Source organism: Kordiimonas sediminis, assembly GCF_014656395.1.
GTDB classification, from domain to species: domain Bacteria; phylum Pseudomonadota; class Alphaproteobacteria; order Sphingomonadales; family Kordiimonadaceae; genus Kordiimonas_A; species Kordiimonas_A sediminis.
Genome location: NZ_BNCI01000001.1, coordinates 624344 through 650746, shown reverse-complemented (window position 1 = coordinate 650746; position 26403 = coordinate 624344). Strand labels below are relative to the sequence as shown.

Annotated in this window: 28 protein-coding genes; 19 read left to right on the top strand and 9 right to left on the bottom strand. The window is 51.5% G+C overall.

Annotated elements, in window-relative coordinates; genetic code table 11:
• Positions 1–40 precede the first annotated feature (40 nt).
• From IE181_RS02905 to IE181_RS02895, 3 genes are all read right to left on the bottom strand, one after another.
• Positions 41–1657 carry a DEAD/DEAH box helicase gene (locus IE181_RS02905; RefSeq protein WP_191250047.1) on the bottom strand — a complete coding sequence of 539 codons (1617 nt, stop codon included), beginning with the start codon at positions 1655–1657 and terminating at the stop codon, positions 41–43.
• Between the two features lie 319 nt (positions 1658–1976).
• Positions 1977–2717: a DUF1223 domain-containing protein gene (locus IE181_RS02900; RefSeq protein WP_191250046.1), complete on the bottom strand. Its 741-nt coding sequence runs from the start codon at positions 2715–2717 to the stop codon at positions 1977–1979.
• Positions 2718–2797: 80 nt separating this feature from the next.
• Positions 2798–3073 (bottom strand): BolA family protein, encoded by a 276-nt coding sequence (locus IE181_RS02895; RefSeq protein ID WP_191250045.1) that lies wholly within the window; start codon positions 3071–3073, stop codon positions 2798–2800.
• A 140-nt stretch (positions 3074–3213) separates the two neighbouring features.
• Between IE181_RS02895 and cobS the strand changes: the two genes are divergently transcribed.
• Genes cobS through IE181_RS02880 form a run of 3 tightly spaced genes read left to right on the top strand, consistent with a single transcriptional unit; the run spans position 3214 to position 7132 of the window.
• Complete coding sequence (gene cobS, locus IE181_RS02890; protein WP_191250044.1) at positions 3214–4209, top strand: cobaltochelatase subunit CobS; 996 nt, start codon at positions 3214–3216, stop codon at positions 4207–4209.
• Between the two features lie 3 nt (positions 4210–4212).
• Entirely contained in the window at positions 4213–6075 is a 1863-nt protein-coding gene (gene cobT, locus IE181_RS02885; RefSeq protein ID WP_191250043.1) for a cobaltochelatase subunit CobT, read from the top strand.
• Positions 6076–6097: 22 nt separating this feature from the next.
• The gene (locus tag IE181_RS02880; protein WP_191250042.1) at positions 6098–7132 is read left to right on the top strand and encodes an esterase-like activity of phytase family protein; all 1035 of its coding nucleotides are present in this window, start codon (positions 6098–6100) and stop codon (positions 7130–7132) included.
• 58 nt (positions 7133–7190) lie between these two features.
• Here the strand turns inward: IE181_RS02880 and rpmB are convergent, their stop codons facing one another.
• Positions 7191–7481: a 50S ribosomal protein L28 gene (rpmB, locus tag IE181_RS02875; protein ID WP_191250041.1), complete on the bottom strand. Its 291-nt coding sequence runs from the start codon at positions 7479–7481 to the stop codon at positions 7191–7193.
• 681 nt (positions 7482–8162) lie between these two features.
• On the opposite strand from rpmB, the gene IE181_RS02870 reads away from it, so the two are divergent.
• The 5 genes from IE181_RS02870 (at position 8163) to IE181_RS02850 (ending at position 13823) form a co-directional block, all read left to right on the top strand.
• A complete protein-coding gene (locus tag IE181_RS02870; protein WP_191250040.1) occupies positions 8163–11075 on the top strand; it encodes a helicase-related protein in 2913 nt (970 codons plus the stop codon).
• A 9-nt stretch (positions 11076–11084) separates the two neighbouring features.
• Positions 11085–11477: an RNA-binding S4 domain-containing protein gene (locus IE181_RS02865; RefSeq protein WP_191250039.1), complete on the top strand. Its 393-nt coding sequence runs from the start codon at positions 11085–11087 to the stop codon at positions 11475–11477.
• 106 nt (positions 11478–11583) lie between these two features.
• Positions 11584–11919: a ferredoxin FdxA gene (fdxA, locus tag IE181_RS02860; protein ID WP_191250038.1), complete on the top strand. Its 336-nt coding sequence runs from the start codon at positions 11584–11586 to the stop codon at positions 11917–11919.
• Positions 11920–12265: 346 nt separating this feature from the next.
• Positions 12266–12769, top strand: a complete 504-nt coding sequence (locus IE181_RS02855; protein WP_191250037.1) for a CarD family transcriptional regulator — start codon at positions 12266–12268, stop codon at positions 12767–12769.
• A 193-nt stretch (positions 12770–12962) separates the two neighbouring features.
• Entirely contained in the window at positions 12963–13823 is an 861-nt protein-coding gene (locus IE181_RS02850; RefSeq protein ID WP_191250036.1) for an RNA polymerase factor sigma-32, read from the top strand.
• 13 nt (positions 13824–13836) lie between these two features.
• Here the strand turns inward: IE181_RS02850 and IE181_RS02845 are convergent, their stop codons facing one another.
• The 4 genes from IE181_RS02845 to IE181_RS02830 form a co-directional block, all read right to left on the bottom strand.
• Positions 13837–14673 carry a thermonuclease family protein gene (locus tag IE181_RS02845; protein WP_191250035.1) on the bottom strand — a complete coding sequence of 279 codons (837 nt, stop codon included), beginning with the start codon at positions 14671–14673 and terminating at the stop codon, positions 13837–13839.
• 81 nt (positions 14674–14754) lie between these two features.
• Entirely contained in the window at positions 14755–15285 is a 531-nt protein-coding gene (locus IE181_RS02840; RefSeq protein WP_191250034.1) for a SixA phosphatase family protein, read from the bottom strand.
• Positions 15282–15893 (bottom strand): class I SAM-dependent methyltransferase, encoded by a 612-nt coding sequence (locus IE181_RS02835; protein ID WP_191250033.1) that lies wholly within the window; start codon positions 15891–15893, stop codon positions 15282–15284. The genes IE181_RS02840 and IE181_RS02835 overlap by 4 nt, the downstream gene beginning before the upstream one ends.
• Positions 15894–16028: 135 nt before the next feature.
• The gene (locus tag IE181_RS02830; RefSeq protein ID WP_191250032.1) at positions 16029–17498 is read right to left on the bottom strand and encodes a phospholipase D-like domain-containing protein; all 1470 of its coding nucleotides are present in this window, start codon (positions 17496–17498) and stop codon (positions 16029–16031) included.
• Positions 17499–17558: 60 nt separating this feature from the next.
• Between IE181_RS02830 and ccmA the strand changes: the two genes are divergently transcribed.
• The 11 genes from ccmA to IE181_RS02775 all read left to right on the top strand — a co-directional run bounded on the left by ccmA (position 17559) and on the right by IE181_RS02775 (position 25684).
• Positions 17559–18254 carry a heme ABC exporter ATP-binding protein CcmA gene (gene ccmA / locus IE181_RS02825; protein WP_191250031.1) on the top strand — a complete coding sequence of 232 codons (696 nt, stop codon included), beginning with the start codon at positions 17559–17561 and terminating at the stop codon, positions 18252–18254.
• 17 nt (positions 18255–18271) lie between these two features.
• The gene (ccmB, locus tag IE181_RS02820) at positions 18272–18928 is read left to right on the top strand and encodes a heme exporter protein CcmB (RefSeq protein ID WP_191251519.1); all 657 of its coding nucleotides are present in this window, start codon (positions 18272–18274) and stop codon (positions 18926–18928) included.
• A gap of 117 nt (positions 18929–19045) precedes the next feature.
• The gene (locus IE181_RS02815) at positions 19046–19768 is read left to right on the top strand and encodes a heme ABC transporter permease (RefSeq protein ID WP_191250030.1); all 723 of its coding nucleotides are present in this window, start codon (positions 19046–19048) and stop codon (positions 19766–19768) included.
• Positions 19765–19938 carry a heme exporter protein CcmD gene (ccmD, locus tag IE181_RS02810; RefSeq protein WP_191250029.1) on the top strand — a complete coding sequence of 58 codons (174 nt, stop codon included), beginning with the start codon at positions 19765–19767 and terminating at the stop codon, positions 19936–19938. The genes IE181_RS02815 and ccmD overlap by 4 nt, the downstream gene beginning before the upstream one ends.
• 2 nt (positions 19939–19940) lie before the next feature.
• Entirely contained in the window at positions 19941–20399 is a 459-nt protein-coding gene (gene ccmE / locus IE181_RS02805) for a cytochrome c maturation protein CcmE (protein WP_191250028.1), read from the top strand.
• A gap of 9 nt (positions 20400–20408) precedes the next feature.
• Positions 20409–22457, top strand: coding sequence for a heme lyase CcmF/NrfE family subunit (locus tag IE181_RS02800; RefSeq protein ID WP_191250027.1), 2049 nt, complete (start codon positions 20409–20411; stop codon positions 22455–22457).
• Positions 22454–22981 carry a DsbE family thiol:disulfide interchange protein gene (locus tag IE181_RS02795; protein WP_191250026.1) on the top strand — a complete coding sequence of 176 codons (528 nt, stop codon included), beginning with the start codon at positions 22454–22456 and terminating at the stop codon, positions 22979–22981. Before IE181_RS02800 ends, IE181_RS02795 begins: the two co-directional genes overlap by 4 nt.
• On the top strand, positions 22978–23451 hold the full coding sequence (locus tag IE181_RS02790; protein ID WP_191250025.1) for a cytochrome c-type biogenesis protein: 474 nt from the start codon (positions 22978–22980) through the stop codon (positions 23449–23451). The genes IE181_RS02795 and IE181_RS02790 overlap by 4 nt, the downstream gene beginning before the upstream one ends.
• Positions 23448–24581: a c-type cytochrome biogenesis protein CcmI gene (ccmI, locus tag IE181_RS02785; protein ID WP_191250024.1), complete on the top strand. Its 1134-nt coding sequence runs from the start codon at positions 23448–23450 to the stop codon at positions 24579–24581. Before IE181_RS02790 ends, ccmI begins: the two co-directional genes overlap by 4 nt.
• A 131-nt stretch (positions 24582–24712) precedes the next feature.
• Entirely contained in the window at positions 24713–25072 is a 360-nt protein-coding gene (locus IE181_RS02780; protein ID WP_191250023.1) for a hypothetical protein, read from the top strand.
• A gap of 72 nt (positions 25073–25144) precedes the next feature.
• Positions 25145–25684 (top strand): NUDIX hydrolase, encoded by a 540-nt coding sequence (locus tag IE181_RS02775; protein ID WP_191251517.1) that lies wholly within the window; start codon positions 25145–25147, stop codon positions 25682–25684.
• Positions 25685–25722: 38 nt separating this feature from the next.
• Here IE181_RS02775 and IE181_RS02770 read toward each other — a convergent pair whose 3' ends face one another.
• Positions 25723–26349 (bottom strand): septation protein A, encoded by a 627-nt coding sequence (locus IE181_RS02770; protein WP_229819106.1) that lies wholly within the window; start codon positions 26347–26349, stop codon positions 25723–25725.
• Positions 26350–26403: the final 54 nt, after the last annotated feature.

Here is a 26403-nt window from a genome sequence, read left to right as displayed (position 1 = left end):
ATCGCGCCCTGATCATAAAATATTTTGATTGCAGCTACTACTAGCGCGCTGCACGGGTCAGAGGACTTCCACCCCCATCATTGCTTTTACGCTTGCCGCCGCGGCCACCTTTGGCTGCGCGTGCAGGCTTTTGGGACCGGTCACCAGCCGCTGATTTTTCAGAACGCTTGCGGGCTGGTTTGCCGGGCTTGCCAGGTTTTGCGGTCGCGCTTCTGCCTTTACGGTGCGGCTTGCTGGTCGCGCCGGGGCGTTTTGCCTTCGGTTTACGGCGATCACGCTGTGGCTCCTGCTCTGCTGCATCCTGTCTGGTACGCGGTGCAACTGCGTCACCGGTGTCGACTTTGGTTGGATCCCAGTCGCCTTTGGCGCGTGTGCGGGTGGGTTTGCTGCGGGCAGGGCCAGCGCCGCGGCTAAGGCCAGCGTCACTTGTACGGCGCACTTTACCGGTGCTTGGGCGTTTGCGGGACCGGCTGTCGGCTTCTCTCCGTCTTTTTGGCCGTGGCTTTTTCACTGGTTCCGGCATTGGGAACGGGTGATCTTCGATAACATCAATCGTGCTTTTGATCAGTCGTTCGATGGTGCGTAACTGGTGCAGTTCACCGCGGTCACAGAACGTAAAGGCTGTGCCTTCGCCGCCACCACGGGCAGTTCGGCCAACACGGTGGATATAGTTTTCTGCCTCAACTGGTACATCCATATTAAAGACATGGGTAATGTCTTTTACATCGATACCGCGGGCCGCAACATCGGTCGCGACAAGGAAGTCAAACTTGCCTGCCTTGAAATTATTGATCATACGCTGACGAACACGCTGATTTTTATCACCGTGGATGGCGTCTGCTTTATATTTGTTTTTATTAAGTAACCAGGCAACATCGTCTGCATCGCGGCGGGTACGGACAAAGATAATACTTCTGCCGGGGTTTATTTCTTCGAGCATATGTAACAGCAGGTTCTTCTTTTCATCCTTATAGGTAAAGAGAACTCTGTGGTCGATATTATCAGCAACGCCCTGCTTTTGTTCGATTTCAATCAGCTCAGGTGAATCAAGCAGGGTTTCAGCCAACTGGCGGATACGTGGCTCGAATGTTGCCGAGAACATGATCGACTGATGCGGGGAAATCAGTTTCCGGCCGATTTTGGTAACATCATCAATGAAGCCCATGTCCAGCATGCGGTCGGCTTCATCAAGAACAAAGAAACTGGTTTCATCCAGATAAATATTACCCTGTTTGATGTGATCAAGCAGACGACCCGGTGTAGCAACCAGAACATCAACACCGCGGTTCAGGATGTGGATCTGTGTCTTGTATGGGGCGCCGCCGAAAACCGTGCACTGCTTCAGCTTGAGGAAACGCGCCATATCCTTCACGCATTCACCAATCTGCATGGCAAGTTCGCGTGTTGGTGCCAGAAACAGAGCGCGCGGCATGCCAGGCTTTGGTTTACTGTCAATTTTGGCAAGCTGGTTTAGAATTGGCAGTACAAAAGCAGCCGTCTTACCGCTACCTGTTTGGGCAACACCGATCATGTCGCCGCCACCCATTAGAAACGGGATCGCTTTGTTTTGAATTGGGGTGGGGGTTGAATAGCCCTGCTCTTCAAGCGTACGCATCAAGCCGTCGTTAAGACCAAGGTCAGAAAATGTTTGTGTCATGCAATATCCAAATAGGCGTCCCTCCATATCAGGAAGTCGCCGTCTATATAATCCAAAGAAAAACCGAAACGCTTTTCCCCGGACCCAGATACTGATGAAGTGTCTTTATGGCCTGCACTGACGTCAGTGCGGAAATCTCGCTCGATCTCTTGTTTCCACCATGGAAACTGTGCAGGAACTCCAACGCGGGAGACTGCCTGCGCGCGGCATATGCCGTTTATCTGGAGGAATGTCAAGGGAAACCGTCCGCAGACCGCAGGGTATTTTACCGCCTTACGCGTCTTTGGCCCTGCTTTACACCGCATTTCTTGCGGTAAATCTAGTCGCGCAGTGAAAGTGTGGCAGCACCTACAATGGGGCCGTGTCCGTATTCTTCCTGCAGTAATACCGCGATGTGCGTGACATTTTCCGGCGCTTCTGCTGTGTTGATTTCATGTGTCACAGCATCCCCGTTCCAGTCGTCGAGCATTTTAAAGTCGCGAACCACATTGGTATAGTGCAGACGCCGGCCACGATTTTCGCCATCACCAATTTCGACGGTTGCATCTGCCTGGTACCAGACGACACGTACGGAAATAGTCGCATTCACTATGGACTGTGGTAAAGACAGGGTTATCTGGTCGCCTGCTTTGTCCAGACCGATTGTGTATTCGGGACGGTCAAGCGTACGGGCAAACTGTATTTTTTCACTGACTTCTTCCTTGCGGGAGCCAACACATTCGAACCTGCCATCAAATATCATCTGCGGGGTGAAGACGCCGCCTCGGCCCAGCCGTTTGTTGTAGGCCGCCTGTCGCTGCGCATTATACGGATCCGCGAAAGTATCTTCCCACCCCAATCGGTCCCAATAGTCTACGGGCCATGATAGGGCAAGGACCCCCGGACGGTCCCGCATTGTCCGCAGTGCGGCATCCGCAGGCGGGCAGCTGCTGCAGCCCTGACTGGTGAATAGTTCAATGACAGTCAGGCGTTCAGGGGATGCAGGACGCTCTGCCTCCTGGGCGGTGGCCAGTGAGGACAGACATAAGACACTCAAAAATACAAAAAATCGCTTCATCATGGCTTGATCATAGTTGTTCGAAAGTTCAACTGCCAATCACCAGTGTGTGATCTGGGCTGTATGTGATTATTTCCGGAAAATTATGCCTCGTCCGGGGCGCGCGTTGTCATGCTTAGTGCATGAATAGGGCCTTTCAGCTCTTCGGCCAGTGCTTTGTTGACCATGCGCTGTCTGGACACTCTGGATTGACCCGTGAAAGCCTCGGATACGATATTGACATGGAAGTGGGACTCTCTGTCACCACCGGGATTGCCGACATGCCCGGCGTGGCTTGCGCTGTCGTCTATTACCTCGAGGGTAATGGGCGCAAGGGCCGATTGTAGTTTAGTCTCTATAAGTGCAGCAAGTTTGCCCATTAATGTGTTCCCAATGCCGAAGAATTTACATTTTTCTATCAGGAAAGACTTGTAACAGCGCTTCCTTCGTGTCTTTCTTAGCGCGAAAGGCCCCGGCTGCCAAAAGGTTTATATCAGTTAGTTCACTGCGAGAGGTTTTTATGACATCGGCCCACAAAGATACCATCCCCAATTTATCCCAACCTGATCATACAGTTTCTGTGCGGGACATTTTTGGTCTGGATCTTGATATGGAAGTACCTGCCTTTGCAGAACGGTCCGAACATGTCCCTGATATAGACACCAGCTATGTCTTTGACCATGATACAACGCTGGCCATTCTGGCAGGGTTTGCCTTTAACCGGCGGGTTATGATCCAGGGCTATCACGGCACCGGTAAATCTACTCATATTGAACAGGTTGCAGCGCGTCTGAACTGGCCAACCGTGCGGGTCAATCTGGATAGTCATATCAGCCGGATCGATCTTGTAGGCAAGGATGCGATTGTCCTGAAAGACGGCAAACAGGTAACAGAGTTTCAGGAAGGTATTCTGCCGTGGGCACTGCAAAGCCCGACGGCTATTGTCTTTGATGAATATGATGCAGGCCGCCCGGATGTTATGTTTGTGATCCAGCGTGTGCTGGAAGTTGAAGGCAAGCTGACCTTGCTTGATCAGAACCGGGTTATTCGCCCGCATCCGGCATTTCGGGTGTTTGCTACCTCAAACACTATTGGGCTGGGTGATACGACAGGGCTGTATCACGGTACTCAGCAGATCAACCAAGGCCAGATGGACCGCTGGAATATTGTCGCAACGCTGAATTATCTACCCCATGATACCGAGCTTGCGATCATGCTGGCGAAAGAGCCTGAGTTTAATACAGAAGAAGGCTCCAAAATGGTCTCTAGCATGGTACAGGTCGCGGACTTGTCGCGCGCTGGATTTATCGCAGGTGATATCTCTACGGTTATGAGCCCGCGTACAGTCTTGTCCTGGGTGCAGAATACTCGTATTTTCAAGGATGTCGGCTTTGCATTCCGGGTGTCTTTCCTGAATAAGTGTGACGAGGCAGAACGCGCGATCGTGGCGGAATATTATCAGCGGTGTTTCGGTACCGACCTGCCAGAATCAGCCAGTAATCTGATCGCAGGGTAAGCCATGGGATCAGATCCCAAATCCAGAGAGATCTTTGAAGAAGCGGTAGCAGCAGCTACCCGCGCGGTAGCGGCTGACAAAAATGTCACGGTTCGCTACAGCGCGAATGGTGCACCGTCTACACAGGACGAGATTACACTGCCCCATTTACCGCATTCTGTCACAGCTACTGATATTGCCACATTGCGGGGGCAGGCGGATACGGATGCCTTGCGGCACCGTTATCATGATACAGCGCTGCATGCTCGTCTGGCACCGGCCGGGGGATTGGCACGGGATATTTTCGATGCGGTTGAACTGGCGCGGTATGAAGCTATTGGCGCCAATGCCATGCCGGGGGTGAAAGACAATCTGGCCATTCTTTCTGAAAAGCGGGCGGCGGAAGCCGGGCTGGCGCGACCTTCTGATGATGAAAAGGGCCGTATGGCGCAGGTCATTGGCATGCTGGTGCGCGAACGTCTGACAGGGGCCGCGGCCCCGGATAGTGCGACCCTTGCGGTTGAAAGCCAGCGTAAATGGTTGACTGAAACCATTGGTCATTACATGGACCAGTTGGAGGAAAAGACCGGAGACCAGCGGGGGCTGGCCGTTGTCACACGGTCTATGATTGCGGAACTAATTGGCTCTGACCCCGGTAAGGATATGGACCGGGAAGAAAATGAAGGGTCCGAAGACGACGCATCCGGAGACGCTGGATCTGAGACTGACCCGGGTGAAGGGCAGGACGAAAGCGAAGATTCAAGCGGCGCAGAAGGGTCGGAACAGTCTGATCAGGAAACGGCAGAGGATGACCTGTCTTCAGAGGCAGCGGTAGAAGACTTTGATGATACCGAAGCCGAAGCGGGCGACAGTGACAGCGAAGGGACCATCCCGTGGCGTCCGAACAGACCGCTCGAAGCCCTGACGGATACGCCGTTTTACAGCATCTTTACCGAAGAGTTCGACGAAATCGTCAAGGCGGAGGACCTGTGCGAAGCTGAAGAGCTGGAGCGCCTGCGCAAATATCTGGATCAGCAGATGGCCCACCTGACAGGGGCGGTATCCAAGCTTGCCAACCGGTTGCAGCGGCGCCTGTTGGCACAGCAGCGCCGGCACTGGAATTTCGATCTGGAAGAAGGGGTGCTGGATGCTGGCAGGCTCGCACGGGTTGTGACCAGCCCAACGCAGCCCCTGTCTTATAAACTCGAATCTGATACAGATTTCAAAGATACGGTTGTTACGCTGCTCTTGGACAATTCCGGCTCCATGCGCGGCCGGCCGATATCCATTGCCGCAATTTCCGCAGACATATTGGCTAGAACCCTGGAACGGTGCGGTGTGAAGGTGGAAATCCTCGGGTTTACTACCAAGGCCTGGAAAGGCGGCTCCTGTCGGGAAAAGTGGTTGCAGGCTGGAAGGCCGAAAAACCCGGGGCGCCTGAACGATTTACGGCACATTATCTATAAAACAGGGGATGCACCGTGGCGCCGGGCGCGCAGAAACCTTGGATTGATGATGCGGGAAGGCCTTTTGAAAGAGAATATTGATGGCGAGGCGCTTTTGTGGGCGCACAACCGTCTTATTGCCCGCCCGGAAGAGCGCCGTATTTTGATGGTGATCTCCGACGGTGCACCTGTGGACGATAGTACGCTGTCAGTGAACTCGGGCACCTATCTGGAAAACCACCTGCGGCAGGTTATTGGCTGGATCGAGAATAAATCCCCTGTGGAATTGATCGCCATTGGCATTGGCCATGACGTTACACGCTATTACAAGCGAGCAGTGACTATATTGGATGCCGAACAGCTTGGTGGTGCGATGACAGAACAGCTTGCAGGGTTGTTTGAAGATACTTTGCCAACGCCGCGCGGGGCTATGCGCCGATAGGTTCATTTCAGTGGGGGGGTCAATGCGAAGACTAATTGCCAGACTAACCATCACTGCTGCAGCTATTTTTCTATGTGTGACAGCTGCCTCAGCTATGCCCGAAGGTATGATTTCAGAACAGGACAGAAAAGCTTCTGTAACCAAGGATTTTGACCAAAAATTACAGGTATTTGCTGACCCTGTTCCGCTGAATGAAGATGACTTATCACAAAGTAGTTTGGGGCAACTTAAATATATTCAGGGCTGGTCCCTTACGTCCGATCATCATCAGTTTGGCGGATTTTCAACGTTCCTGAAAACGCAGCGCGGTATTATATCGGTTAGTGACCTCGGGTTATGGCTTCAGGCATCTTTTGATGCTGATGCTGAGGAACCGTTTTCAAACGCGACACTGACGTGGCAGGTTCCAAGGAAGTATGACAATGATATGAAAAAGGTGACCGACATCGAAAGTGTGCTGAAGTTACCTTATGGTTACCTTGTAGGGTATGAGCAGTTTCACAGATTCGAACAGGTGACGGAACCTGGCGGGTGGGCTTTCACTTCTGATATCTCCTCTGCTGTTGATTTCAGGGGTTTGACGCCAAACGGCGGTGTTGAAGCGATGACCTGGTTCGGCGGAAATTCAATTCTTGCGTTTGCAGAGCGGGCAAAAGATATCAAAGGACGGTTAAAGGCATGGATTTTAAAATCGGACCGTACATCAGACAATTTATGGTTCAAGCCGCCGCAGAACTTTTACCCGACCGATGCCAAAACATTACCCAGTGGCGACATACTTGTATTATTGCGTCGATTCTCATTGGTGGAAGGTGCGGGGGCCAAGCTGCAACGTATTCCAGCAGAGACAATCTTACCCGGTGCTACACTGGTTGGTGAAGATGTGGCGACTTTGGAAAGCCCAATAACTGTCGATAATATGGAAGGGCTGGATATCGAGGTGCTGGCGGATGGCCGTGTGCGTCTGTATCTAATGTCCGATAATAATCTGAGCAGGCTACAGCGAACGCTCCTGATGATTTTTGACTATGCTCCGGACGGTGTAACGCCCAAATAAAAAGACGCCGCAACTGGTGTGATTGCGACGTCTGAATTCTGTAGTGTAAGAAACTTGCTTATGCAGCTGCTTCTTTTTTCTTTTTGATTTCTTTCTTCAGCTTCAGCGCCGCAGCAGAAAGGTTCGCGTCGCGAGCTTTCAGAAGGAAGTTGTCAAGACCGTCATTGTGCTCAACAGAGCGCAGTGCCTGTGTTGAAATACGCAGGCTGACAGAACGACCAAGTGTGTCAGAAATCAATGTAGCTTTAGTCAGGTTTGGCAGGAAGCGACGACGGGTTTTATTGTGTGCGTGAGACACGTTGTTACCAGTCATTACACGCTTGCCAGTTAGTTCACATACGCGAGCCATGATCATTATCCTTGTTTTTCTGCCGGAATTATTTCCGGGAATCTTTCGATCAGCTACACCCAACAGCGGGTGTAAGCGCGCCGTATAGGCGAAAAGCGCACGTTGGTCAAGACTCTTTGTGGCTGAAAACCGCGGAAAGATTAGGTTTTGGGCCGGTCACATCTCAAGCTATGGGTAGTTCTGGTTGAGGCGAGGCTTAATCCATGTGTTTCAGGGTTTGACAAAACGTGGGCGTACTGCTGCTGGGTAGTTTCCAAGGGCCTCCTGCCCTGTCCCGCGCAAAAAACTTTCGACATAGTCTTTGACTGGCGGGTGAAATTGGTCACCCGATATAAAGTTGTGCTAAAAAGTTGTTTTTATCTTTGGTCCTCAGGGGCACGCAGAATCAGCAAAATTCAGGGAAATACGACCCGAAAATTATCTGAAACCGACAATGTATTCGTAAGTATTGATAAAGGACTTATAATAATATCAATACTTTACCGTATTTTTTTGGGGACTGTTTTTGATTGTCACCGTTATTGCCCTGCGTCAGGCATGCAAAAATAAGATTAAATCTAGTGCGGGGCAGGTATGTGGCCTATATGAAGGAGGTGTTAGACGTAAAGTAGCAAGGCAGCCTGTGCGTACGCTGGTTGAAGTAGCTGTATAGCCCTTGAATGAGCAGAGACAAAGTGATCCATGAGTAAAGTAAAGGCCGTGCTTGGGCCCACCAATACTGGCAAGACCCACTATGCGGTTGAGAGGATGCTGGCCTACACCAGCGGGGTCATGGGGTTTCCGCTCAGGCTTCTTGCACGGGAAGTCTATGACCGCGTCGTAGCGGTGAAGGGAAAACGGCAAGTTGCGCTTTTAACCGGCGAAGAACGAATCGTACCAGAAGGTGCCAGATATTTTCTTTGCACGGCAGAAGCCATGCCCCGGCAGGCAAATGTAGAATTTGTGGCCCTGGATGAGGTGCAGATGGCAGCCGATCTGCAAAGAGGGCATGTGTTTACGGAGCATTTGCTACATACCCGCGGGCGCTACGAAACGCTGCTTCTCGGATCTTCGACCATGGAAGCTGTGATCAGAAGGCTTGTTCCAGATGTGGAAGTCCTTACCAGACCACGATTTTCCAACCTTTCTTATAGTCGTCCTAAAAAGTTGTCCAGACTAGCGCGGCGCAGTGCCATCGTTGGTTTTTCCTCTGCGGATGTGTACGGTTTGGCTGAATTGATGCGTCGGCAAAAAGGCGGTGTCGCAATTGTTATGGGTGCCTTAAGCCCCCGTACCCGAAATGCCCAGGTCGAAATGTATCAAAGTGGTGAGGTTGAATATCTGGTTGCAACCGATGCAATCGGCATGGGCCTGAATATGGACATTGATCACGTGGCTTTCGCGGGATTGTCCAAATTTGATGGTCGGGTTTTTCGAAATTTAACGGCAGCAGAGGCAGGGCAGATCGCAGGTCGTGCCGGACGCTATAAAAGGGATGGAAGTTTTTCGACACTTGGGGGTGATTCTGAACCCATGCCTGGCGAAATGATTGAAGCAATTGAAGAGCATGCTTTTGATTCCGTAAAAAATATTCAGTGGCGTAATAATCGGCTGGATTTTGCCACTATCCCCCGCTTGATCCGGTCTTTGGAAATGCCGGCAACGCTGCCGGGTCTTCACCGTACGCGTGATGCTGTTGATATGGCAGCACTTGTTGCATTGTCAAAAGATACGGAAATTCAAGACCTTGTGGTTAATCCGTCGGATGTTCAGACCTTGTGGGATGTCTGCAGTGTGCCGGATTTCAGGAAACTTTCGGTAAACGATCATCATGCTATGCTGCGCCGTCTGTTTACCGAACTGTGTGGTAAATCTGGAACGATCTCTCATGACTGGATTGCTTCGCAGGTAAAGCGTCTTGACAACACCCACGGTGATATAGATACCTTGGCGACCCGGATTGCCAGTATTCGCGTGTGGACCTATATTTCCCACCGAAGCAGGTGGCTGGAGGATGCTGCCCATTGGGCACATGTAACGCGTGGTGTAGAAGACAAATTGTCTGATGCATTGCATGAAAAGTTAACACAGAGATTTGTGGATCGCCGGACGGCGGTCCTCATGCGCTCGCTCAGGCAAAGGGACACACTCAGCGTGAGCATCGATAATGATACTAATCAGGTGGCAGTAGAAGGCCACACAATTGGCGAGCTTAAAGGCTTCTCCTTTCAGGTTGAGGCAGGAGCAGCTCGGGACGACCAGAAAACTCTCAAGTCAGCGGCTGAATCAGCCCTGAAGGCAGAGATCACCCGTCGGGCGAAGTTGTTTAATAACATTGGCCATAAAAACGTTACCCTGAATTTTGAAGACGGTCTCGCCTTTCCAAAAATGATGTGGGACGATACTGTTATTGCAACGATCCATAAAACCGGTGCCTTTTTGGCGCCGCGGGTCAAGCTGGCAGCGAACACGCTTCTAGACGGTGAGAATGCGGAACTGGTGCTGACGCGCGCTCAGGAATGGCTGGATACGCGCATCGCTGAAAAGCTGGAACCGCTTGTACGTCTTGCTCAGGAACTGAACGGCGAGATTGAAGCCCCTGAAGGAGCGGAAGCGCTTTCCGGCATTACGCGCGGGGTTGCCTATCAACTTGTTGAACATTACGGCGTATTGCCGCGCGCCAAGGTTGCCAAGGAATTACGCCAGTTGGATCAGGAAGCCCGCAAGGGGTTACGCCGTTTTGGTATCCGTATTGGTGCAGCAAACCTTTACATGCCGCTGATTCTGAAGCCGCATGCAACTGAGCTGCGCCTGATGATGTGGGCGATGGACAATGATCTGACAGATCTTCCTGACATTCCAACACCTGGAATGGTTTGGACCGATGCGGACCGCAATGCACCGCGCGATTTTTACGCGCTCGCAGGGTTCCGCCTTGCTGGCAAAAAAGCAGTGCGTATGGATATGTCAGAACGTCTGGCGGATACGGTACGCCCGCTTGGTCAAGGGGGTGACTGGTTTGAAGTAACACCAGAAATTATGGGCCTTGTGGGGCTGTCTGGTGAAGACTTTGCCGCTGTCATGTCTGCAATTGGCTATAGCTATGAGGCACGTCAGGTAGAAAATGCTAAGCCTGCACCTGTTGCTGAGGAAGCTGCTGCGACAGAGGCTTCTACTGAAGAGGTAGCGGCTGCAGAGACTGAGGCTACCGAGCCGACACCAGCAACTGATGCCGCAGTTGCAGAGGATGCGCCGGCACAGGTAACTGCAGAAGAGGCACCAGAAGAGGCGTCCGAGCCAGCGGTAGAGGCCGGTGAAGCTTCGACCGAGGCTGAGGATGCGTCAACGGATGAGGCGGCAACACCTGAGCTGGTGGAACGCTACTTCTTCCGCTGGTCACCAAAAAGACGGCCTGCACCAGACGCTGCTGATCGCGGTCGTAAACCGGGTCCGGCTAATAAACAGCGCAAAGGCGCCAAAGGTCAGTCACGAGGTCCGAAGCAAGCGACAAGCTATAAGGCGCGTCCACCCAAGAAAGAAAAGCAAATGGACCCTGATTCTCCGTTCGCAGCTCTTGCCGGGTTGAAAGAATCTCTGTCCAGTTCAAAAAAATAGGACAGACATATGTCTGAAGCGGGCGAACAAATACGGCTGGATAAATGGCTGTGGTTCGCCCGTTTTTTTAAAACCCGTTCGATTGCGACCAAGGAATGCAAAGGGCGGAAAATCCGTATCAATGGTACAATTATCGCCAAAGCCAGCGCTACTGTGCGGGTTGGCGATGTACTTACCTTCCCGAAAGCCGGGCATATACGCGTGATTAAAATCCTTGATCTGGGTGTGCGGCGGGGTCCTGCGTCAGAAGCAGCCCTGTTGTTTGAAGACCTTGCCCCGCCGACGGCGTCATCAGAGGCGGAAGAGGGTGCCACTGGAAAGGCACCGGCACGCCCAAAGGGGATGGGCAGACCCACCAAAGCTGACCGACGCGCATTCGACAAACTAAGATCAAGGGAATAAGTCGGTATTAATTAGAAAAATCGTTGCCAGCATGCCCACTATTGGGCATATAGTACTAAAAATTTTTGGAATGTGATTTCCAGTAGAAATCCAAGAGGAGACACCCATGACATACGTGGTCACGGAAGCCTGCATTAACTGTAAATATATGGATTGTGTCGAAGTATGTCCTGTTGACTGCTTCTATGAAGGCGAAAATATGCTCGTGATCAATCCGAACGAGTGTATCGATTGTGGTGTGTGTGAGCCTGAATGCCCAGCAGAAGCGATTCTTCCTGATACAGAAGATGGTCTTGAAGAATGGCTGGAAATTAACACGAAATTTTCTGAAACCTGGCCAAATATTACCGTTAAGGGTACGCAGCCTGATGATGCGGATGACTGGAAAGACAAAGAAGGCAAGAAAGAGCTACTGTCTGAAAATCCAGGTTCAGGCGACTAACTGATTGATAAATCAAGTATTATCGAAAAGCCGGGTTTTCCCCGGCTTTTTTTGTTGCCTGATGACTTTGGGTGAAACAGCATGACCCCAGTGGAGTTAGAAAAAATTATGGCAACAGGGCTGTAATAAACACGTAAAATATGTTATGGTGTATCCCATAAGCGCGTGATGTGCCCGATTTTCCGGCGGCACAGTCACGATATGCCTAAAGGTGAACTTCTTCCTGCCTCATGTCAATGAGTGCACGATTCAGTTCGCCTTTTACTGTCAGCAATTAGGGACAGTTTGTATGACGCCATCGTTCCAGAGGGATGGCTAGCAGGACCAAAAAGGATTTATACCAGGTATGGCAAAACAATCTAAAAAAATGACTTTCGCTGTAGATGATTATATTGTTTATCCCAAGCACGGCGTTGGCCGTATCACTGAAATTGAAGCTCAGGAAATTGCTGGCCTGAAGCTTGAGCTGTACGTTATTCGTTTTGAGAAAGAGCGTATGACTCTTCGTGTGCCAATCAATAAGGCAGAAGGTAGCGGCATGCGTCGTCTTTCTAACGAATCAACTATGCAGCAGGCATTCACTACGCTGAAAGGCAAAGCCAAAGTTAAAAGAACAATGTGGAGCCGTCGTGCCCAGGAATATGAAGCAAAGATCAACAGTGGTGATCTGGTTTCTATTGCAGAAGTTGTTCGTGACTTGCACCGCGGTGATGATCAGCCAGAGCAATCCTACAGCGAGCGTCAGATCTATGAAGCAGCACTGGGCCGTCTTGCCCGTGAAGTCGCTGCCGTAGAAGATATTGATGAAGCAGCTGCGATCACACGTCTTGAAAAGGAACTGGCTGCCTAAGCCTGATCCAAGCAGATTTACTGTTTTAAAGCCCATAGCGTTGCTGTGGGCTTTTTTATTTTCCCAATGAAACTTTATACTTGACTATATCAGTAATAATTGTTGGACTTGTTAATAATCCGTTAACCTGTTGCGTCCGTAAGAAATCCATAAGGTACATTTCACGCAATATAAAGGATGGGTGGGAATGGGTATGACAGCACACAACGCACTGAATGGGTATGAGCGCAAAGTTGTCCGGCATGCGATGAATACCGATTTGCTAACAAAGGAACGGGAACTGGATCTTGCGACGCGTTGGCATGATTACGGCGACCCACAAGCCTTGAAGGATTTAACCGAGGCATATCTTCGATTATCCATTTCGATTGCCAGAAAGTTTCGGCATTATGGATTGCCGCAGGCCGACTTGATTCAGGAAGGTACGGTTGGTCTTCTCGAAGCGGCCCGCCGGTTTGATCCAGCAAGAGACGTCCGTTTTTCCACCTATGCTACCTGGTGGGTTCGGGCATCAATCCAGGATTATGTGCTACGGAACTGGTCGATTGTCCGCACTGGCACAACAGCCGCCCACAAGGCGCTGTTTTTCAATCTGCGCAGGTTGAAGACAAAACTGGGCCTGCATAAGGATGCCCCTATGTCCTTGGAAGACCGACAGAAAGTTGCGTCGGAAATTGGCGTTCGGGTGCTGGATGTGGAAATGATGGATGGCCGCTTGTCCGGCGTCGACAGCTCCCTCAACACAATGATTGCGGGTGAGCGCACACAGGAATGGCAGGATTTGCTGGTATCAGACGCACCGCGTCCGGATGAAATCATTGAAAAAAGCATGGATGCATCAAAGGTAAAACAGATGCTTGAAAAGGCCATGTCCAGTTTGAATGAACGGGAAAGCTATATCATCGAAAATAGACGGTTATGTGATGAAACCCAGACATTGTCTGCGCTGGGTGAACGTCTGGGGGTTTCCAAGGAACGGGTCCGACAACTGGAGAATCAGGCCCTGAGAAAACTGAAAGATGCTCTGCTGAATGTGAATGTTCCGTCGTATTGATGGTTAGCTTGTCCTAGTCCGGTTTTGCTTCAATGTTCGCCGGTTGATTCAGTAATCGTATTTGATAGGGGTTGCGCACCAGAATGCGGGGGCCTCCACGCAGGTCAACCCAGCCGCGTACCTCGATATTTTTTCCTGTGAACGACTCGCCGTCTGGAATGTCCTGCCAAATCCTTCTGGGAAGTTCCGCGGTGAAATCCTTGCGCCAGTCTGCCCCAAAATTCAGATAATGGGTCGCTTTTACCGTTTGGCTGGACTGAACGGTGCCATGCACCAGCATAAAACGCCCCGCTTGCAGAAAGTCATCTGGTACTTGTCGGGGATGGTAGTGCTCTGAGGCCCACAGGCCTTTCTTCTGCAATCGTGCTTCTTCTTCCAGCCTGTAGAGGACGGCGAGTTGCACCTGATTTCTTGAGGATGGCCAGACGAAAGCATGGCCGCTCTTGATCAGAAACTGCTGAATATGGACAGTGTTCCCGGTATCGTCCTCGGTGAAGAGAGAGACCACAGGCGTGCCGTCTGGCAACAATGCTTTTTCATGACAGAGCGCGGTGACGGTTTTCCCGTTTGTGATGTCAGCCAGCGCAGCTCTTGACTGGGCGCCGTGGGGCCATGTTGTATAGGCGGTATCAGGTTCATGATACTCTGGCGCCTTTATGTCCAACAGTTGAACGGTTTTGCCGTCAAGTACCAGTCTGTCCCCGGATATTACAGTTGAAACAATACCTGTGAGGCAGGGCTGTGGCATGTCTGATGGTGGGCCAGCAGATAGACGGGGCGGAAAAACCAGGCAGAGAGCTAGGCAAATCAGAGACCGTCCGCCTGTATATTTTCGGAGCTTAGCTGTCATCGTTGATCTGCGATACGCATAAGGCCGCAGATAAGCGGCCCAGATGGTCGAGACACTGTAAACGCGGTTGCACGGTTGTCTTTATGGCTGGCTTTCATCAATTCTGATGCCTGCTGTGCCGTCACTGTATCGTGTGACAACAAAGATCAGGGAATAAGTACGCTCATCCAGCTCTTCAAGAACCGCCCCTGTCAAATGGTTTGCCAGAATTGGGGTGGTGTTGCTGTGCCCGACAATAAGCGCCGTGTGACCGGCCTTAGTCACCGTTTGCGCAATGCCTTTTAGGTCAGCCGGGTTATATAGTTCAATAGTCAGATTTTTGAGCTCTGCTGTGGGGGCAGCTGTTTCCCGTGTCCGTGTAGTGTTGCTGCTGTAAACAGCATCCAGTTTTTTGCCGGCAAAATACATCGCCAACCATTTGGCACGGGTTTGGCCCAGTTTAGTTAGTGCAGGGTCCCGTGAGCCGTCCGCAACTTTCTCGGCATGGCGAACAAGATACAGTGTCTGGACCGCTTCTTTGTCGTCTGCCTGCAGACTGGTGACGGCAAAACCTGTAATCAGAATAATGGAAAGAAGGACAGAAAATGATTTAGAAAGGTATGCTTTGATCATGTTGCAGATCCCCAATAAGTGTAGTTTGCGAATTTCGGGCCGGGAATATATTGCTGGTCCAGTTTTTCCATCGAAAAGCCCCCGGCGATAATCAGGCTTGGTATGTCCCGGTTTAGATTGCACCCACCTGCCAGGGCTTTCCAGACAGGATTGATACGGTCCTGCCATTTCCTGACGGCTTCATCTGGCGCCTTGCCGTGTTCAGAGAACAGCAAACGTCCACCGGGTTTTAAAACGCGGCGCATCTCGCGCATTGCACGCTCGGCGTCCGGTATGGTGCATAAGGTATACGTTAAAACAACCGTATCGACACTGTTGTCATCAAGGGGGATGTCCTGACCGTCCAAGCCAATCATGTCGACAGGAATACCCGCGTCTCGAATGGGGGCTTCAGCCAGCTCTCTGGACTTCAGATTAGGTTCCAGGCCAAAAATTCTCTCAACGCTGTCTTTGGTATAATAGGGCATGTTAAGTCCGGTTCCCATGCCGATTTCCAGGACTTTTCCTGATGCGTGCGGGACGACTTTCTTGCGCTGATACCGGATTGGCTTCAGTCCGCAGGTGAAATTGATCACCTTTGGCAGAATATGATTTTCATACAGTCCCATGATATACTTACTCCCCCACGGCACCCGTTTACTCATGCTAGTGCGCGTATGGGGTGCATGGATGCAGCCTATCACTCCTTTTTATATTTACCAAGTGGTCGCTGACGTATGATACGGCGCAGTCAGGATGCGAGATTATAGATAGGGACTGGCAAGCCATAAAACCCTGCCAAGCATGCGTTTCCAGCCTGGCCTTTTCTTCAAGGACTTAAGGTCCAGTTTTGTACTTTCCTGAATTCTGGCTGCTGCGATGTTATCCATGGTCTCTGCAAACACACCACCGTAACATTCAACATTAAATTCAAAATTCAGCCGTAGCGAACGGGCATCCCAATTGCTGGAGCCAAACAGGACCCAGCTTTTGTCAACAACCATCAGTTTGGCATGATCAAAGGGTTCTGGTGATAGATAGATGTTGCAGTCACTGTCGATCAATTGCCGCATTCCGGCAAGCGACACAAGGCTGAAGAACGGCAGGTTAGACACTTTGGGCGTGACAATATCTACTTTCACGCCGCGCAGGGCAGCTTGCTTTAGGGCTGCAATTAAGGATTCGCTCGGAATAAAATAAGGGGTGACGATTTTCGCACTTTCGTAGGCGGACGCCAACGCGCTTTCGATGACCATGGCGGTTACCTCGAATGGGTCATCAGGACCATCGGGAAGCGTTCTGGCCTCTACACCCTCTGCCACTGGTTTCGGTACTTGCGGCATCCATGTCGCCGGGTCAAGTTCTTCGCTGGTTGAGTAGAACCAGTCATCGGTAAAGCAGGCCACCATCTGCCTTACAATCGGACCGGTCAGCTTGAAATGAATATCCCGAACCTTTGGGACATGGTTGCCGTCCTTGTCCGTGTGCCCCAGATGGTGTTTGCGGATATTCATGCCGCCGGTAAATCCCGTAATACCGTCCGTTATCAGGATTTTTCGGTGTGTCCGTAGATTGAAAAACGCCAGACGCCAGGAAAGACGGGCCGGGTTGAAAGTAGCAACTTTGATACCCTTACGGCGCAGCAGCGGGGTCACGGGCTTCAATCCGTATAGGTTACCAATGGCGTCTACAAGGACCCGAATTTTAACACCGCGTTCCTTCGCCCGTAACAGTGCTGCGATAAAACGTCTGCCAGCCTGGTCGGCCTGAAAGATGTAGCTCGTTAGCATGATGGTTGAATGGGCCTGATCGATCGCATCAATCATGGCATCGTAAGCGTCCCGACCACTGATAAGGGGTTCTAGCGCATTGTCTTTTGTAATGGGCATGCCCGAAACACGGGAAGCCAATTGGTCATGTACCTGCCAGCGGAATGGCAGTGACTTATCTACTGAGCCTTCTTCGCCAAAAGGGTCGCCTGTTTCTTCCCTGACTGTCATACCGCGCTGTTCACGGGACCGTCTGGCCCGGCGTCTAATTCGGCTGATACCAAACAGGAAGTAAAAAATCAGGCCAAACACAGGGGCCAGCCAGACAAGGCCAATCCATGCGATGGCGCTACTGACAGTGTCTTTTGTTCGCAGGATATGGGACGTGGCTAACAAGACAGCGCACAGAAGCGCGATTGCCAAGAAGCCACTGACTGGCCATGTTGTCTGAATAAGATCCAGCAAAAGCACACCCCCGATGAATAGTCCTGTTATTTGATATAAGGGTTGCTGAGTTTGCCCGCAATGGCTATTGATCAGCCTATGATAGAACTTGTTTTGGATAGTCTTGCGTGTCAGCGTGGAGGGCGGCCTGTTTTTGAAGGCCTGTCGGTTCGTGTAAAAGCCGGACATCTTCTGTATTTGAAGGGTGCGAACGGCTGCGGCAAATCCACCCTGCTTCGGATTCTTGGCGGGCTATTGGCCCCCAGTTCTGGAACAGTTTCTTATGACGGCACAGTTTTGCAGCAACACGATATTCCGTTTAGCGCCTATGCTTTATATCTGGGGCACCAGAATGCGTTAAAGCCCATCTGGACGTTGCGGCAAAATTGTGATGCCCTGTGCCGTATAATGACTGGGCGTGATGCCCCGGTTGAAAGATTGCTTGAAACTGCAGAGCATTTTGACCTGTCCCGTCTTCTTGATCAGCCTGTTCGTTATTTCTCCAGCGGTCAGAAACACCGCGCCGCATTGATGCGGTTTGGTCTGATTGACCGGCCTGTTTGGTTGATGGATGAACCTACTGTTGGTCTGGACAGTAAAAACCGAGATGCATTGGCGGGATTGATGGAGAAAAAGCTGGCGTCAGGCGGGATCATACTGGCGGCAACGCATGATCCTGTTGCAGCGGCGGGTACGGATTTTGACGTCTCAGCCTTTGCGCCAGCATCGGACAATTCGGGTCCGTTCTCCTCAGCGTTTCTGGAGGACTGGGCATGAACGCGTCTTTCGCTATTATGATATCGGTGATTATGCGGGATGTGCGTCTTGGCTGGTCGCAAGGCGGCACAGGAACTATGTCGTTGAGTTTCTTCTTTATCGCCGTCACCCTGTTTCCTTTTGGTGTGGGCCCCGAACCGCAGGTGCTGACGCGCATTGCACCCGGCGTGATCTGGGTGGTGGCACTTCTGGCATGTCTTCTTAGTCTCGACCGACTGTATCAGGCAGACTATGAAGACGGCAGTCTGGACGACCTGGCTCTGTCCCCGGCGGGCTTGTTGCCTGTCGTGATTGCAAAAATTCTGGCGCACTGGATTTCAACGAGCCTGCCCCTTGTTCTTTTAAGCCCTTTGCTGGGGCTGCTGATGAATTTACCGGCAGAAGGCTATGTCCAATTGGTTTTGTCCCTTGCCATTGGGACGTTGGCACTTAGTTTTATTGGGAGTATCGGTGCAGCACTAACCGTTGCGATGCGGCGGGGCGGCGTTTTATTGTCGCTGTTGGTGTTGCCCTTGTATATACCGAGCCTGATTTTCGGTGTAACGGGTATTGATGCTGCGATTATGGGGCTTGATGTACTGCCGCATACGGCACTGTTGTCGGCGATTACGCTTGTGGCGGTTGTTTTGGGGCCGATTGCATCAGCATCAGCTATCCGGCTGGCACTGGAATAATGAAACAGGTGGCACCATATAGTGGTCCGTATATAAGGTGTTTGGGTTTGATGTGTTCCAGGGCAAGACAGTTTGTCACACTTGCCCTTGGTAGCTGTTCAGGGTAGGAACTTCTTCATGCATATATTTGCCAATCCAGCGCGTTTTGTGCGCCTCGCAGACAAGATCATGCCGTGGGCCGTTGTGGTATTTATCGGCACGCTTGGTTACGGCCTGTATTTGGCGTTCTTCGATAGTCCTATTGATTATCAGCAGGGTGAAAGTGTTCGGATCATGTACGTGCATGTGCCTGCTGCTTGGATGTCGATGTTTACCTATATGGTGATTGCCGTCTCCAGTTTTGTTGCCCTTGTGTGGCGGCATCCACTGGCGCAAATTGCGGGCAAGGCAGCCGCGCCAATAGGTGCTGCGTTCACTGCGCTTGCACTGGTGACCGGGGCACTGTGGGGCAAGCCCATGTGGGGAACCTACTGGGTATGGGACGGCAGGCTGACATCTGTGCTGATTCTTTTCTTTCTGTATCTGGGGTATATGGCGATCTGGCAGGCTATGGACGACGAAGAAAAGGCTGGGCGGGCTGCTGCGATTTTGGCCCTTGTTGGCAGTGTGAATATTCCCATTATCAAATTTTCCGTTGATTGGTGGAACACGCTGCATCAGCCAGCCAGTGTTATGCGTCTTGATGGTTCCACCATTGACGGCAGTATGCTGTGGCCGCTGTTTATGATGGCGATCGCATTTCAGGCGTATTTTGTGATTGTCTTTTTCTGGCGCATGAAGCTTGAAATTGACAGACGCAAGATAGCTGTCCTTCGGCTTCAGGAGGTAAGTGGTTCATGAATGAAATTGTGAATACGGGTGACTATAGTGGCTATATTGCCTTGTCCTACGGCATTGTGACTGTGGTTCTTCTGGCAGTTGCTGTTTTCTCCAAACTAGGTCAGCAAAAAGCCCGTAAGGAAGCAGAGGCCTTGAAAGCTCTCCGTAAATCTCGTGTTGAGGATTTTTAAAAATGGCGAAGTCCGGTATGAAGACACGCAAAAAGCAACGCTTACTGGTTATGATCACCGGTATTGTTGTTCTGTTTGCTGCCGTGTTTCTGGTTCTTTTTGCGATGGGTAAAGACAGCCTGAGTTTGTTTCTGCAGCCAAGCGGCGTTCAGGAACGCCAGATGGAGCCGGGGCGGCATTTCCGCCTTGGTGGGCTTGTTGCGATGGAATCATACAGCAAAGCAGAAGACGGGCTGACCCATCAGTTTACCGTCACTGACTGTGTTGTGGACGTACCGGTCGTTTTCAAAGGCTTGCTGCCTGACCTGTTCCGCGAAGGGCAGGGCATCGTCTCGGAAGGGGCGCTGAATGAAGACGGTGTTTTTGTCGCGACAACGGTTTTGGCAAAACATGACGAAAATTATGCCCCGCCGGGGACCATGCCAACTAATACGGATGCATGCGTGCATCCTGGCGGATAGGGATAGTTGATGATTGCAGAAATTGGTCATTTTGCTGTTATTCTGGCACTGATTGCATCCCTTATTGGTGCCACGTTTCCCCATGTAGGTATCGCCCGAAATGATGATCGTCTGATGATACTGGGCGGTCGGATGGCCTATGTGCAGTTTGTCTGCATGATTGTGGCTTTTGGCGCACTTATGTACAGCTATGTCATATCAGACTTTTCCGTCTTAAATGTTGCGACAAATAGCCATTCTGCCAAACCGCTCCTGTATAAAATTGCCGGCACCTGGGGTAATCATGAAGGCAGCTTATTGTTGTGGGCCTTGATGTTAAGCCTGTTTGCTGCCGCTGTTGCCCTGCGCGGTAAAAGACTGCCGCTCCGTTTTCAGAGCAGGGCCATTGCGGTCCAGAATTTGCTCGGATTCGGGTTTTTGCTGTTCATCGTTGCGACCAGTAATCCGTTTGAGCGTCTTGACCCTGTTGCGATTGAAGGCAATGGCCTGAATCCCTTGCTGCAGGACCCGGGTCTTATCTTTCATCCGCCCATGCTGTATCTTGGCTATGTGGGGCTAAGCGCCGCTTTTTCCTTTGCCGTTGCTGCCCTGATCGAAGGCGAGGTCAGTCCCGCATGGGCGCGCTGGGTCCGGCCATGGACGCTGGCTGCGTGGGTGCTGCTTACGGGTGGTATCGCTCTTGGGTCCTGGTGGGCTTACTACGAGCTTGGCTGGGGCGGCTGGTGGTTCTGGGATCCTGTGGAAAATGCCAGCTTTATGCCGTGGTTGGCTGCGACAGCCCTGCTGCATTCTGCCATTGTTGTTGAAAAACGCGATGCGCTGAAAAGCTGGACTATTTTACTTGCAATCATTGCCTTTTCGCTTTCGCTGTTGGGGACATTTATCGTCCGGTCCGGTGTTGTTGTCAGTGTCCATGCGTTTGCCAGTGATCCGACGCGCGGTATTTTCATTCTCGGATTTTTGGCGTTTGTCATTGGCGGGTCGCTTGCACTCTATGCCTGGCGGGCACCGTCACTGGTGCCGGGCGGTTTGTTTGGCATGGTCAGCCGCGAAAGCGCGCTGGTGCTAAACAATATTCTGCTGTCGACTTTTGCGGGTGTGGTGCTGGTTGGTACGCTTTATCCACTGGTGCTTGAGGCTTTTGACGGTAGCCAGATTTCAGTCGGACCCCCTTTCTTTGAATTTGCGGCAGCGGTGTTGATGTCGCCCCTTGTGATTGCTCTTGGGTTTGGTCCCCTTCTGGCATGGAAGCGGGGCAATCTATCCCGTGCGGCCCGAATATTATTGCCTGCCTTTCTGGCAGCGGTTCTGGGGGGGATTGCCCTAACCCTGTCTGCAGGTACGGGCGTTGTGATGACGGCCTTTGGTTTTGCGCTTGCGCTTTATCTTGCGGTGTCTGTTCTTCTGGAGATTGCTGGTCGCATCCAGCTCTTTAAGGCTCCGGGCAAGGCTTTTGGCAGATTGCGGTCTTTGCCGCGGGCATCGTGGGGTATGGCGTTCGCACATTTCGGGTTGGCGATTGTTATTCTTGGCATGACAGTCAGCGAGGCCTTTACCGATGAAACACTGACTGTCCTGCGACCAGGAGAAGGTGCGGAGGTAGGCGACTATGTCTTTACTCTCAAGAGTGTTGAAGGTACGACCGGGCCAAATTATACCGCGGTACGGGGGACGCTTGATGTCACAGAAAACGGTAGGCTGATTACAGTGCTGACACCGGAAGACCGTGTTTATACTAACCCGGTTACCAATACGACCGAAGCGTCCATCACACCGCTTTTCAGTGGTGATCTGTATGCAGTGATCGGCGAATCTGCCGGTGGCGGGGCGTGGTCCATGCGTCTTTATTTCAAGCCGATGATCTCTGGTCTGTGGGTTGGGTCAATCATGATGATGCTGGGGGGGCTATTGTCCCTGTCAGACCGTCGGCTGCGGATCGGCAGCCCGGAAGGCCGCAAGAAGCATGCATCCGTAAAGACCGCTGGTGGGGATCAGGCCACCAAGCAGCCATCCAGCGATACTGCGGCGGCATCTGCGAAAGTGGAGACACCGGCATGAATAGATTTGTCCCCTTATTGATTGTTGTATTTCTTGTGGTTTTGTTCGCGGCCATGATGGGTGGTGACAGAAACCCACAGGAATTGAAAAGTGTGTTGATTGGGAAGGAAGCGCCGGCTTTTGATCTTGAAAGCGTCATTGAGGGACAAGAGGGCCTGTCCAATACTGCCCTGGCAACGGGCGATCCGATTATTGTCAATTTCTTTGCCAGTTGGTGCGTGCCGTGCCGTGCGGAACATGAAAACCTTATGAAACTGGCGGAAACCTATAAGGTGCCTGTGTACGGGATTGCTTATAAAGACAAGGTCACAGCATCCAGAGCATTTCTGGAAGAGTTGGGTAACCCCTATGTGCAAACGGGGGCAGACCTGTCCGGGATTGTCGGGATTGATTTTGGTGTCACCGGTGTCCCTGAAACTTTTGTCATTGATGGTGACGGCGTTATTCGTTATCGGCATTGGGGTCCGGTGATCGGGACGGCAGTTGAGGATAAAATCCTGCCCGAGCTGGAGAAAGCCAGATGATACGGTCCCTGATTTCCTTTGTGTTGTTGGTTTTTGTGGTTGCTGCGCCTGCTCTTTCCGTTGCAGTGGACGAAGAAAAACTGCCAGACCCGGCGCGGGAACAGCTTGCGCGGGACCTGATGAAAGAGGTGCGGTGTCTGGTTTGTCAAAACCAGTCTATCGAGGACTCTAACGCTGATCTTGCAAAAGATTTGCGCGTTATTATCCGGGAACAGATTGGTGCCGGGAAGTCGCCAGACGAGGTGAAGGCGTTTCTTGTGGCCCGGTACGGTGACTGGGTTCTGCTGAAGCCCCCACTGCGGGCAGGGACAATTTTTCTGTGGGGATCACCTGCCCTGTTTTTGATTATTGTTGCGGTCATGCTGATCATGCGGTCACGGCAGGGTAGCGCCCAAAAGGGTGTGTCGGATTTAACGGCAGAAGAACAAGAACGGTTGAAAGCACTTCTGGAAAAGGACGAAACTAAATGATCTGGGGTGTTCTGGCTGTTCTATCGCTGGTTTTCATTGCGGCAGTCCTGTTGCCGCCGAGAATGCGCAGACGTACGCAAAGTTCGCTGACGCTGTATAAAGACCAGTTACGGGAACTTGAAAGTGATCTGTCGAACGGTTTGATCGATAAGGATCAGGCCCATTCTGCACGGCTTGAGATCGAACGTCGTATCTTGCGGCTTGATGCAGCGGTTGCAGAAAACACTTCCAGTCAAAGCAGTTCCCGCGCAGGGATTATGCTGTATGGCGCACTGACGGCGGTTGGTATTGCGGGCAGTTTGTGGATTTATCTGCAAACCGGCAGTCATGACGCCCCGGCTGCTCCTGCGCCTGTTATAGCGCTTTCGGATCAACCTATTCAGGAAGGGGGGCCAACCCTTCGTGAGGCGATCGCACAGGTAAAGGCCCGTTTGCGGGATAATCCTGACGACACGCGCGGCTGGGAAGTATTGGCCATATCAGCACGAGCTGCGGCAGATTTGCATACGGTCGAACAAGCCTATGGCCGTTTGATGGAACTGGAACCAGAAGAGCCACAGTGGGCAGTCCAGCGTCTGGAGACAATGCTGGTGATGGCGAGTGGATCGTGGCACCCAGCACTTAGACTTGCGCTTGACGGTGTGGTGAAAGCGCACGGCGACCATCCTGCAGCATATTTCTATATGGGTCAGTTTTACAAAGACACAGGGAACACAGCTGGTGCGATTCAGGTCTGGTCAGACTTGCTGGAGCGCACTGATGCGCAGTCTGGGCTTGCCCGGACCCTGCAAAATGAGCTGGCGCAGTTGAAAGGTGAGGATATTGCGCAGGCACCAAGCGGCTTGCCGCAGGTGTCCGAGGCGGACCGCGAAGCCGTGATGGCAATGAGCCCTGAGGACCAGCAGGCATTTATCGCCAGCATGATTGACCGTCTGGCTACGAGACTGGCTGAAAACCCTGACGATGTGCGCGGCTGGGAAATGTTATCCCGTGCCTACGTCCAGGTTGGAAAGCGGGACGAAGCAATCGCGGCATTGACGGATGCGCTTGATACAGTTTCTACGCAATACAAGCCGGATCTTGAAAGGTTACTTGACAAACTTCGATCAAATGAAGATTTTATAAATTAGTTACCTTTTTCTGATAAGGCTTATGAACACGGTAAAACACCGTCTGTCGGTTCGAAGAAGTCGTCCACTGGAAATTACACCTAAAACCGGTTTTACCGGTTGGCTGAACTGTTTGTGCAGGGTTGGACTTTATGGACGTTAAAAACAATAGTGGTGCACTACAAGCACAGTTGCAGGCGCAACTTGACCAGCAGCAGAGGCAGCAGGTCAGGCAGCAGCCAATACAGGACCAACGTGCACAGGATATTGCATCCCGGGGGCAGTTGCCAGATACCGTCCGGGACCCGTTTGGGCAGACCAAACCACCCGCGAAGTCAGAACGCGGTACGGATTTATCGTCACAGGCAGAGGTGGAAGACGCTAAAAAGCGTGTCGCCAGTTTTACCACCGGCGGTGCCGGAACCAGCGAAGCACCTTTTGGCCGTTTGTCTCAACAGCGGGATGATGGCCGGGATGTACCGCTGGGTTCGATCATCGATATTCGCGTATAATATGCACTTATAATCAATCGGTTGGATGGATTTTGCTGGACCTTGCTGGCAAGCCACGACAAACTGGTGCTTATGACAAATCCGCATGATGAGCATGAAAATTTCAGTACGGCTATTCCCGATGGGGATGACCGTGAACGGTTGGTTTGCCGCGAATGTGGATTCATCAATTATCAAAACCCGAAGATTATTGCGGGGTCCGTTGTGACATTTGGCGACAAAATCCTGCTGTGCCGCCGGTCGATCGAACCCAGGAAAGGAAAATGGACCATACCTGCCGGGTTTTTGGAAGTGCACGAAACGCCTGCAGAAGGGGCGATGCGGGAAGCGTACGAGGAAGCAACAGCATCAATCGAAATACTTGACCTTTTGGCGGTTTACACCGTCAAGCGTATCTCTCAGGTACATATGATGTACCGGGCAAAACTACTGTCTGACGATATCAAACCCGGAATTGAAAGCCTGGAAGTAGGCCTGTTCACGTGGGAAGAAATTCCGTGGGATGACCTTGCTTTCCCAAGCGTCCACTGGGCGTTAGGTCATTTCCGGGAAGTGGAAGGCAAGGCAGGATTTGCACCTTTCACCAACCCTGCTGAGTGGGCAGACGTTTAATATACGGAACCATAGAGCAGTATATGCCGGTACTTTTGTTAGTCTGACGCCTGTTCGTCTTTGTCTTCTTCATTGATATATTTCATGAATAAGGGCATTTGGGCGAACATGAAAATAAAAGTCAGCCCCATATAGCCGAATGTCTTGAAGTTAACCCAGAAATCTGTGCTTTGTGTGCGCCAGATCACTTCATTAATCACGGCCATGACGATCAGGAAACCAACATATCGTTTGGTAAATGTTTTCCAGCCGGCATCATCCATTTCAAAGGCCATTTCCATTACCATTTTCAGGTACAGGCGTCCGCGTAAAAGCCCGATCAGCAGGATAGAGGCAAAGATACCATTGATGATGGTCAGCTTCATTTTGGTGAAAGTTTCGTCCTGTAGATAAATGGTAAGGCCGCCCATGATCATCACCACAACGAAGGTCAGCTTCTGGATCAGCGACACATGCCCGTGGAGCTTTTTCGTAATCAGGATAGAGATGATCATTGTCACCATAAAGATGCCGGTTGCGATGAAAATATCCCCGAACTTGAAGCTGAGGAAAAAGATAATCAACGGACCAAATTCGAGCGCCAGTTTAACCCAGGAAGGCTGTTTTTGCAGGTCCTGAGCGGAGGCAGTATCGGGTGTTTCTGGTGTCGTCTGAGAATCTTTCACTGGGTTGTAATCCTTATCGTCGGGCTTGCGCTTTTGATCAGCATGGGGATAGAT

Coding starts and splice junctions, on each gene's coding strand:
- IE181_RS02905 (WP_191250047.1), bottom strand. CDS start 1,657: ATGACACAAACATTTTCTGACCTTGGTCTTAACGACGGCTTGATGCGT.
- IE181_RS02900 (WP_191250046.1), bottom strand. CDS start 2,717: ATGATGAAGCGATTTTTTGTATTTTTGAGTGTCTTATGTCTGTCCTCA.
- IE181_RS02895 (WP_191250045.1), bottom strand. CDS start 3,073: ATGGGCAAACTTGCTGCACTTATAGAGACTAAACTACAATCGGCCCTT.
- cobS (WP_191250044.1), top strand. CDS start 3,214: ATGACATCGGCCCACAAAGATACCATCCCCAATTTATCCCAACCTGAT.
- cobT (WP_191250043.1), top strand. CDS start 4,213: ATGGGATCAGATCCCAAATCCAGAGAGATCTTTGAAGAAGCGGTAGCA.
- IE181_RS02880 (WP_191250042.1), top strand. CDS start 6,098: ATGCGAAGACTAATTGCCAGACTAACCATCACTGCTGCAGCTATTTTT.
- rpmB (WP_191250041.1), bottom strand. CDS start 7,481: ATGGCTCGCGTATGTGAACTAACTGGCAAGCGTGTAATGACTGGTAAC.
- IE181_RS02870 (WP_191250040.1), top strand. CDS start 8,163: ATGAGTAAAGTAAAGGCCGTGCTTGGGCCCACCAATACTGGCAAGACC.
- IE181_RS02865 (WP_191250039.1), top strand. CDS start 11,085: ATGTCTGAAGCGGGCGAACAAATACGGCTGGATAAATGGCTGTGGTTC.
- fdxA (WP_191250038.1), top strand. CDS start 11,584: ATGACATACGTGGTCACGGAAGCCTGCATTAACTGTAAATATATGGAT.
- IE181_RS02855 (WP_191250037.1), top strand. CDS start 12,266: ATGGCAAAACAATCTAAAAAAATGACTTTCGCTGTAGATGATTATATT.
- IE181_RS02850 (WP_191250036.1), top strand. CDS start 12,963: ATGACAGCACACAACGCACTGAATGGGTATGAGCGCAAAGTTGTCCGG.
- IE181_RS02845 (WP_191250035.1), bottom strand. CDS start 14,673: ATGACAGCTAAGCTCCGAAAATATACAGGCGGACGGTCTCTGATTTGC.
- IE181_RS02840 (WP_191250034.1), bottom strand. CDS start 15,285: ATGATCAAAGCATACCTTTCTAAATCATTTTCTGTCCTTCTTTCCATT.
- IE181_RS02835 (WP_191250033.1), bottom strand. CDS start 15,893: ATGGGACTGTATGAAAATCATATTCTGCCAAAGGTGATCAATTTCACC.
- ccmA (WP_191250031.1), top strand. CDS start 17,559: ATGGCTATTGATCAGCCTATGATAGAACTTGTTTTGGATAGTCTTGCG.
- ccmB (WP_191251519.1), top strand. CDS start 18,272: ATGATATCGGTGATTATGCGGGATGTGCGTCTTGGCTGGTCGCAAGGC.
- IE181_RS02815 (WP_191250030.1), top strand. CDS start 19,046: ATGCATATATTTGCCAATCCAGCGCGTTTTGTGCGCCTCGCAGACAAG.
- ccmD (WP_191250029.1), top strand. CDS start 19,765: ATGAATGAAATTGTGAATACGGGTGACTATAGTGGCTATATTGCCTTG.
- ccmE (WP_191250028.1), top strand. CDS start 19,941: ATGGCGAAGTCCGGTATGAAGACACGCAAAAAGCAACGCTTACTGGTT.
- IE181_RS02800 (WP_191250027.1), top strand. CDS start 20,409: ATGATTGCAGAAATTGGTCATTTTGCTGTTATTCTGGCACTGATTGCA.
- IE181_RS02795 (WP_191250026.1), top strand. CDS start 22,454: ATGAATAGATTTGTCCCCTTATTGATTGTTGTATTTCTTGTGGTTTTG.
- IE181_RS02790 (WP_191250025.1), top strand. CDS start 22,978: ATGATACGGTCCCTGATTTCCTTTGTGTTGTTGGTTTTTGTGGTTGCT.
- ccmI (WP_191250024.1), top strand. CDS start 23,448: ATGATCTGGGGTGTTCTGGCTGTTCTATCGCTGGTTTTCATTGCGGCA.
- IE181_RS02780 (WP_191250023.1), top strand. CDS start 24,713: ATGGACGTTAAAAACAATAGTGGTGCACTACAAGCACAGTTGCAGGCG.
- IE181_RS02775 (WP_191251517.1), top strand. CDS start 25,145: ATGACAAATCCGCATGATGAGCATGAAAATTTCAGTACGGCTATTCCC.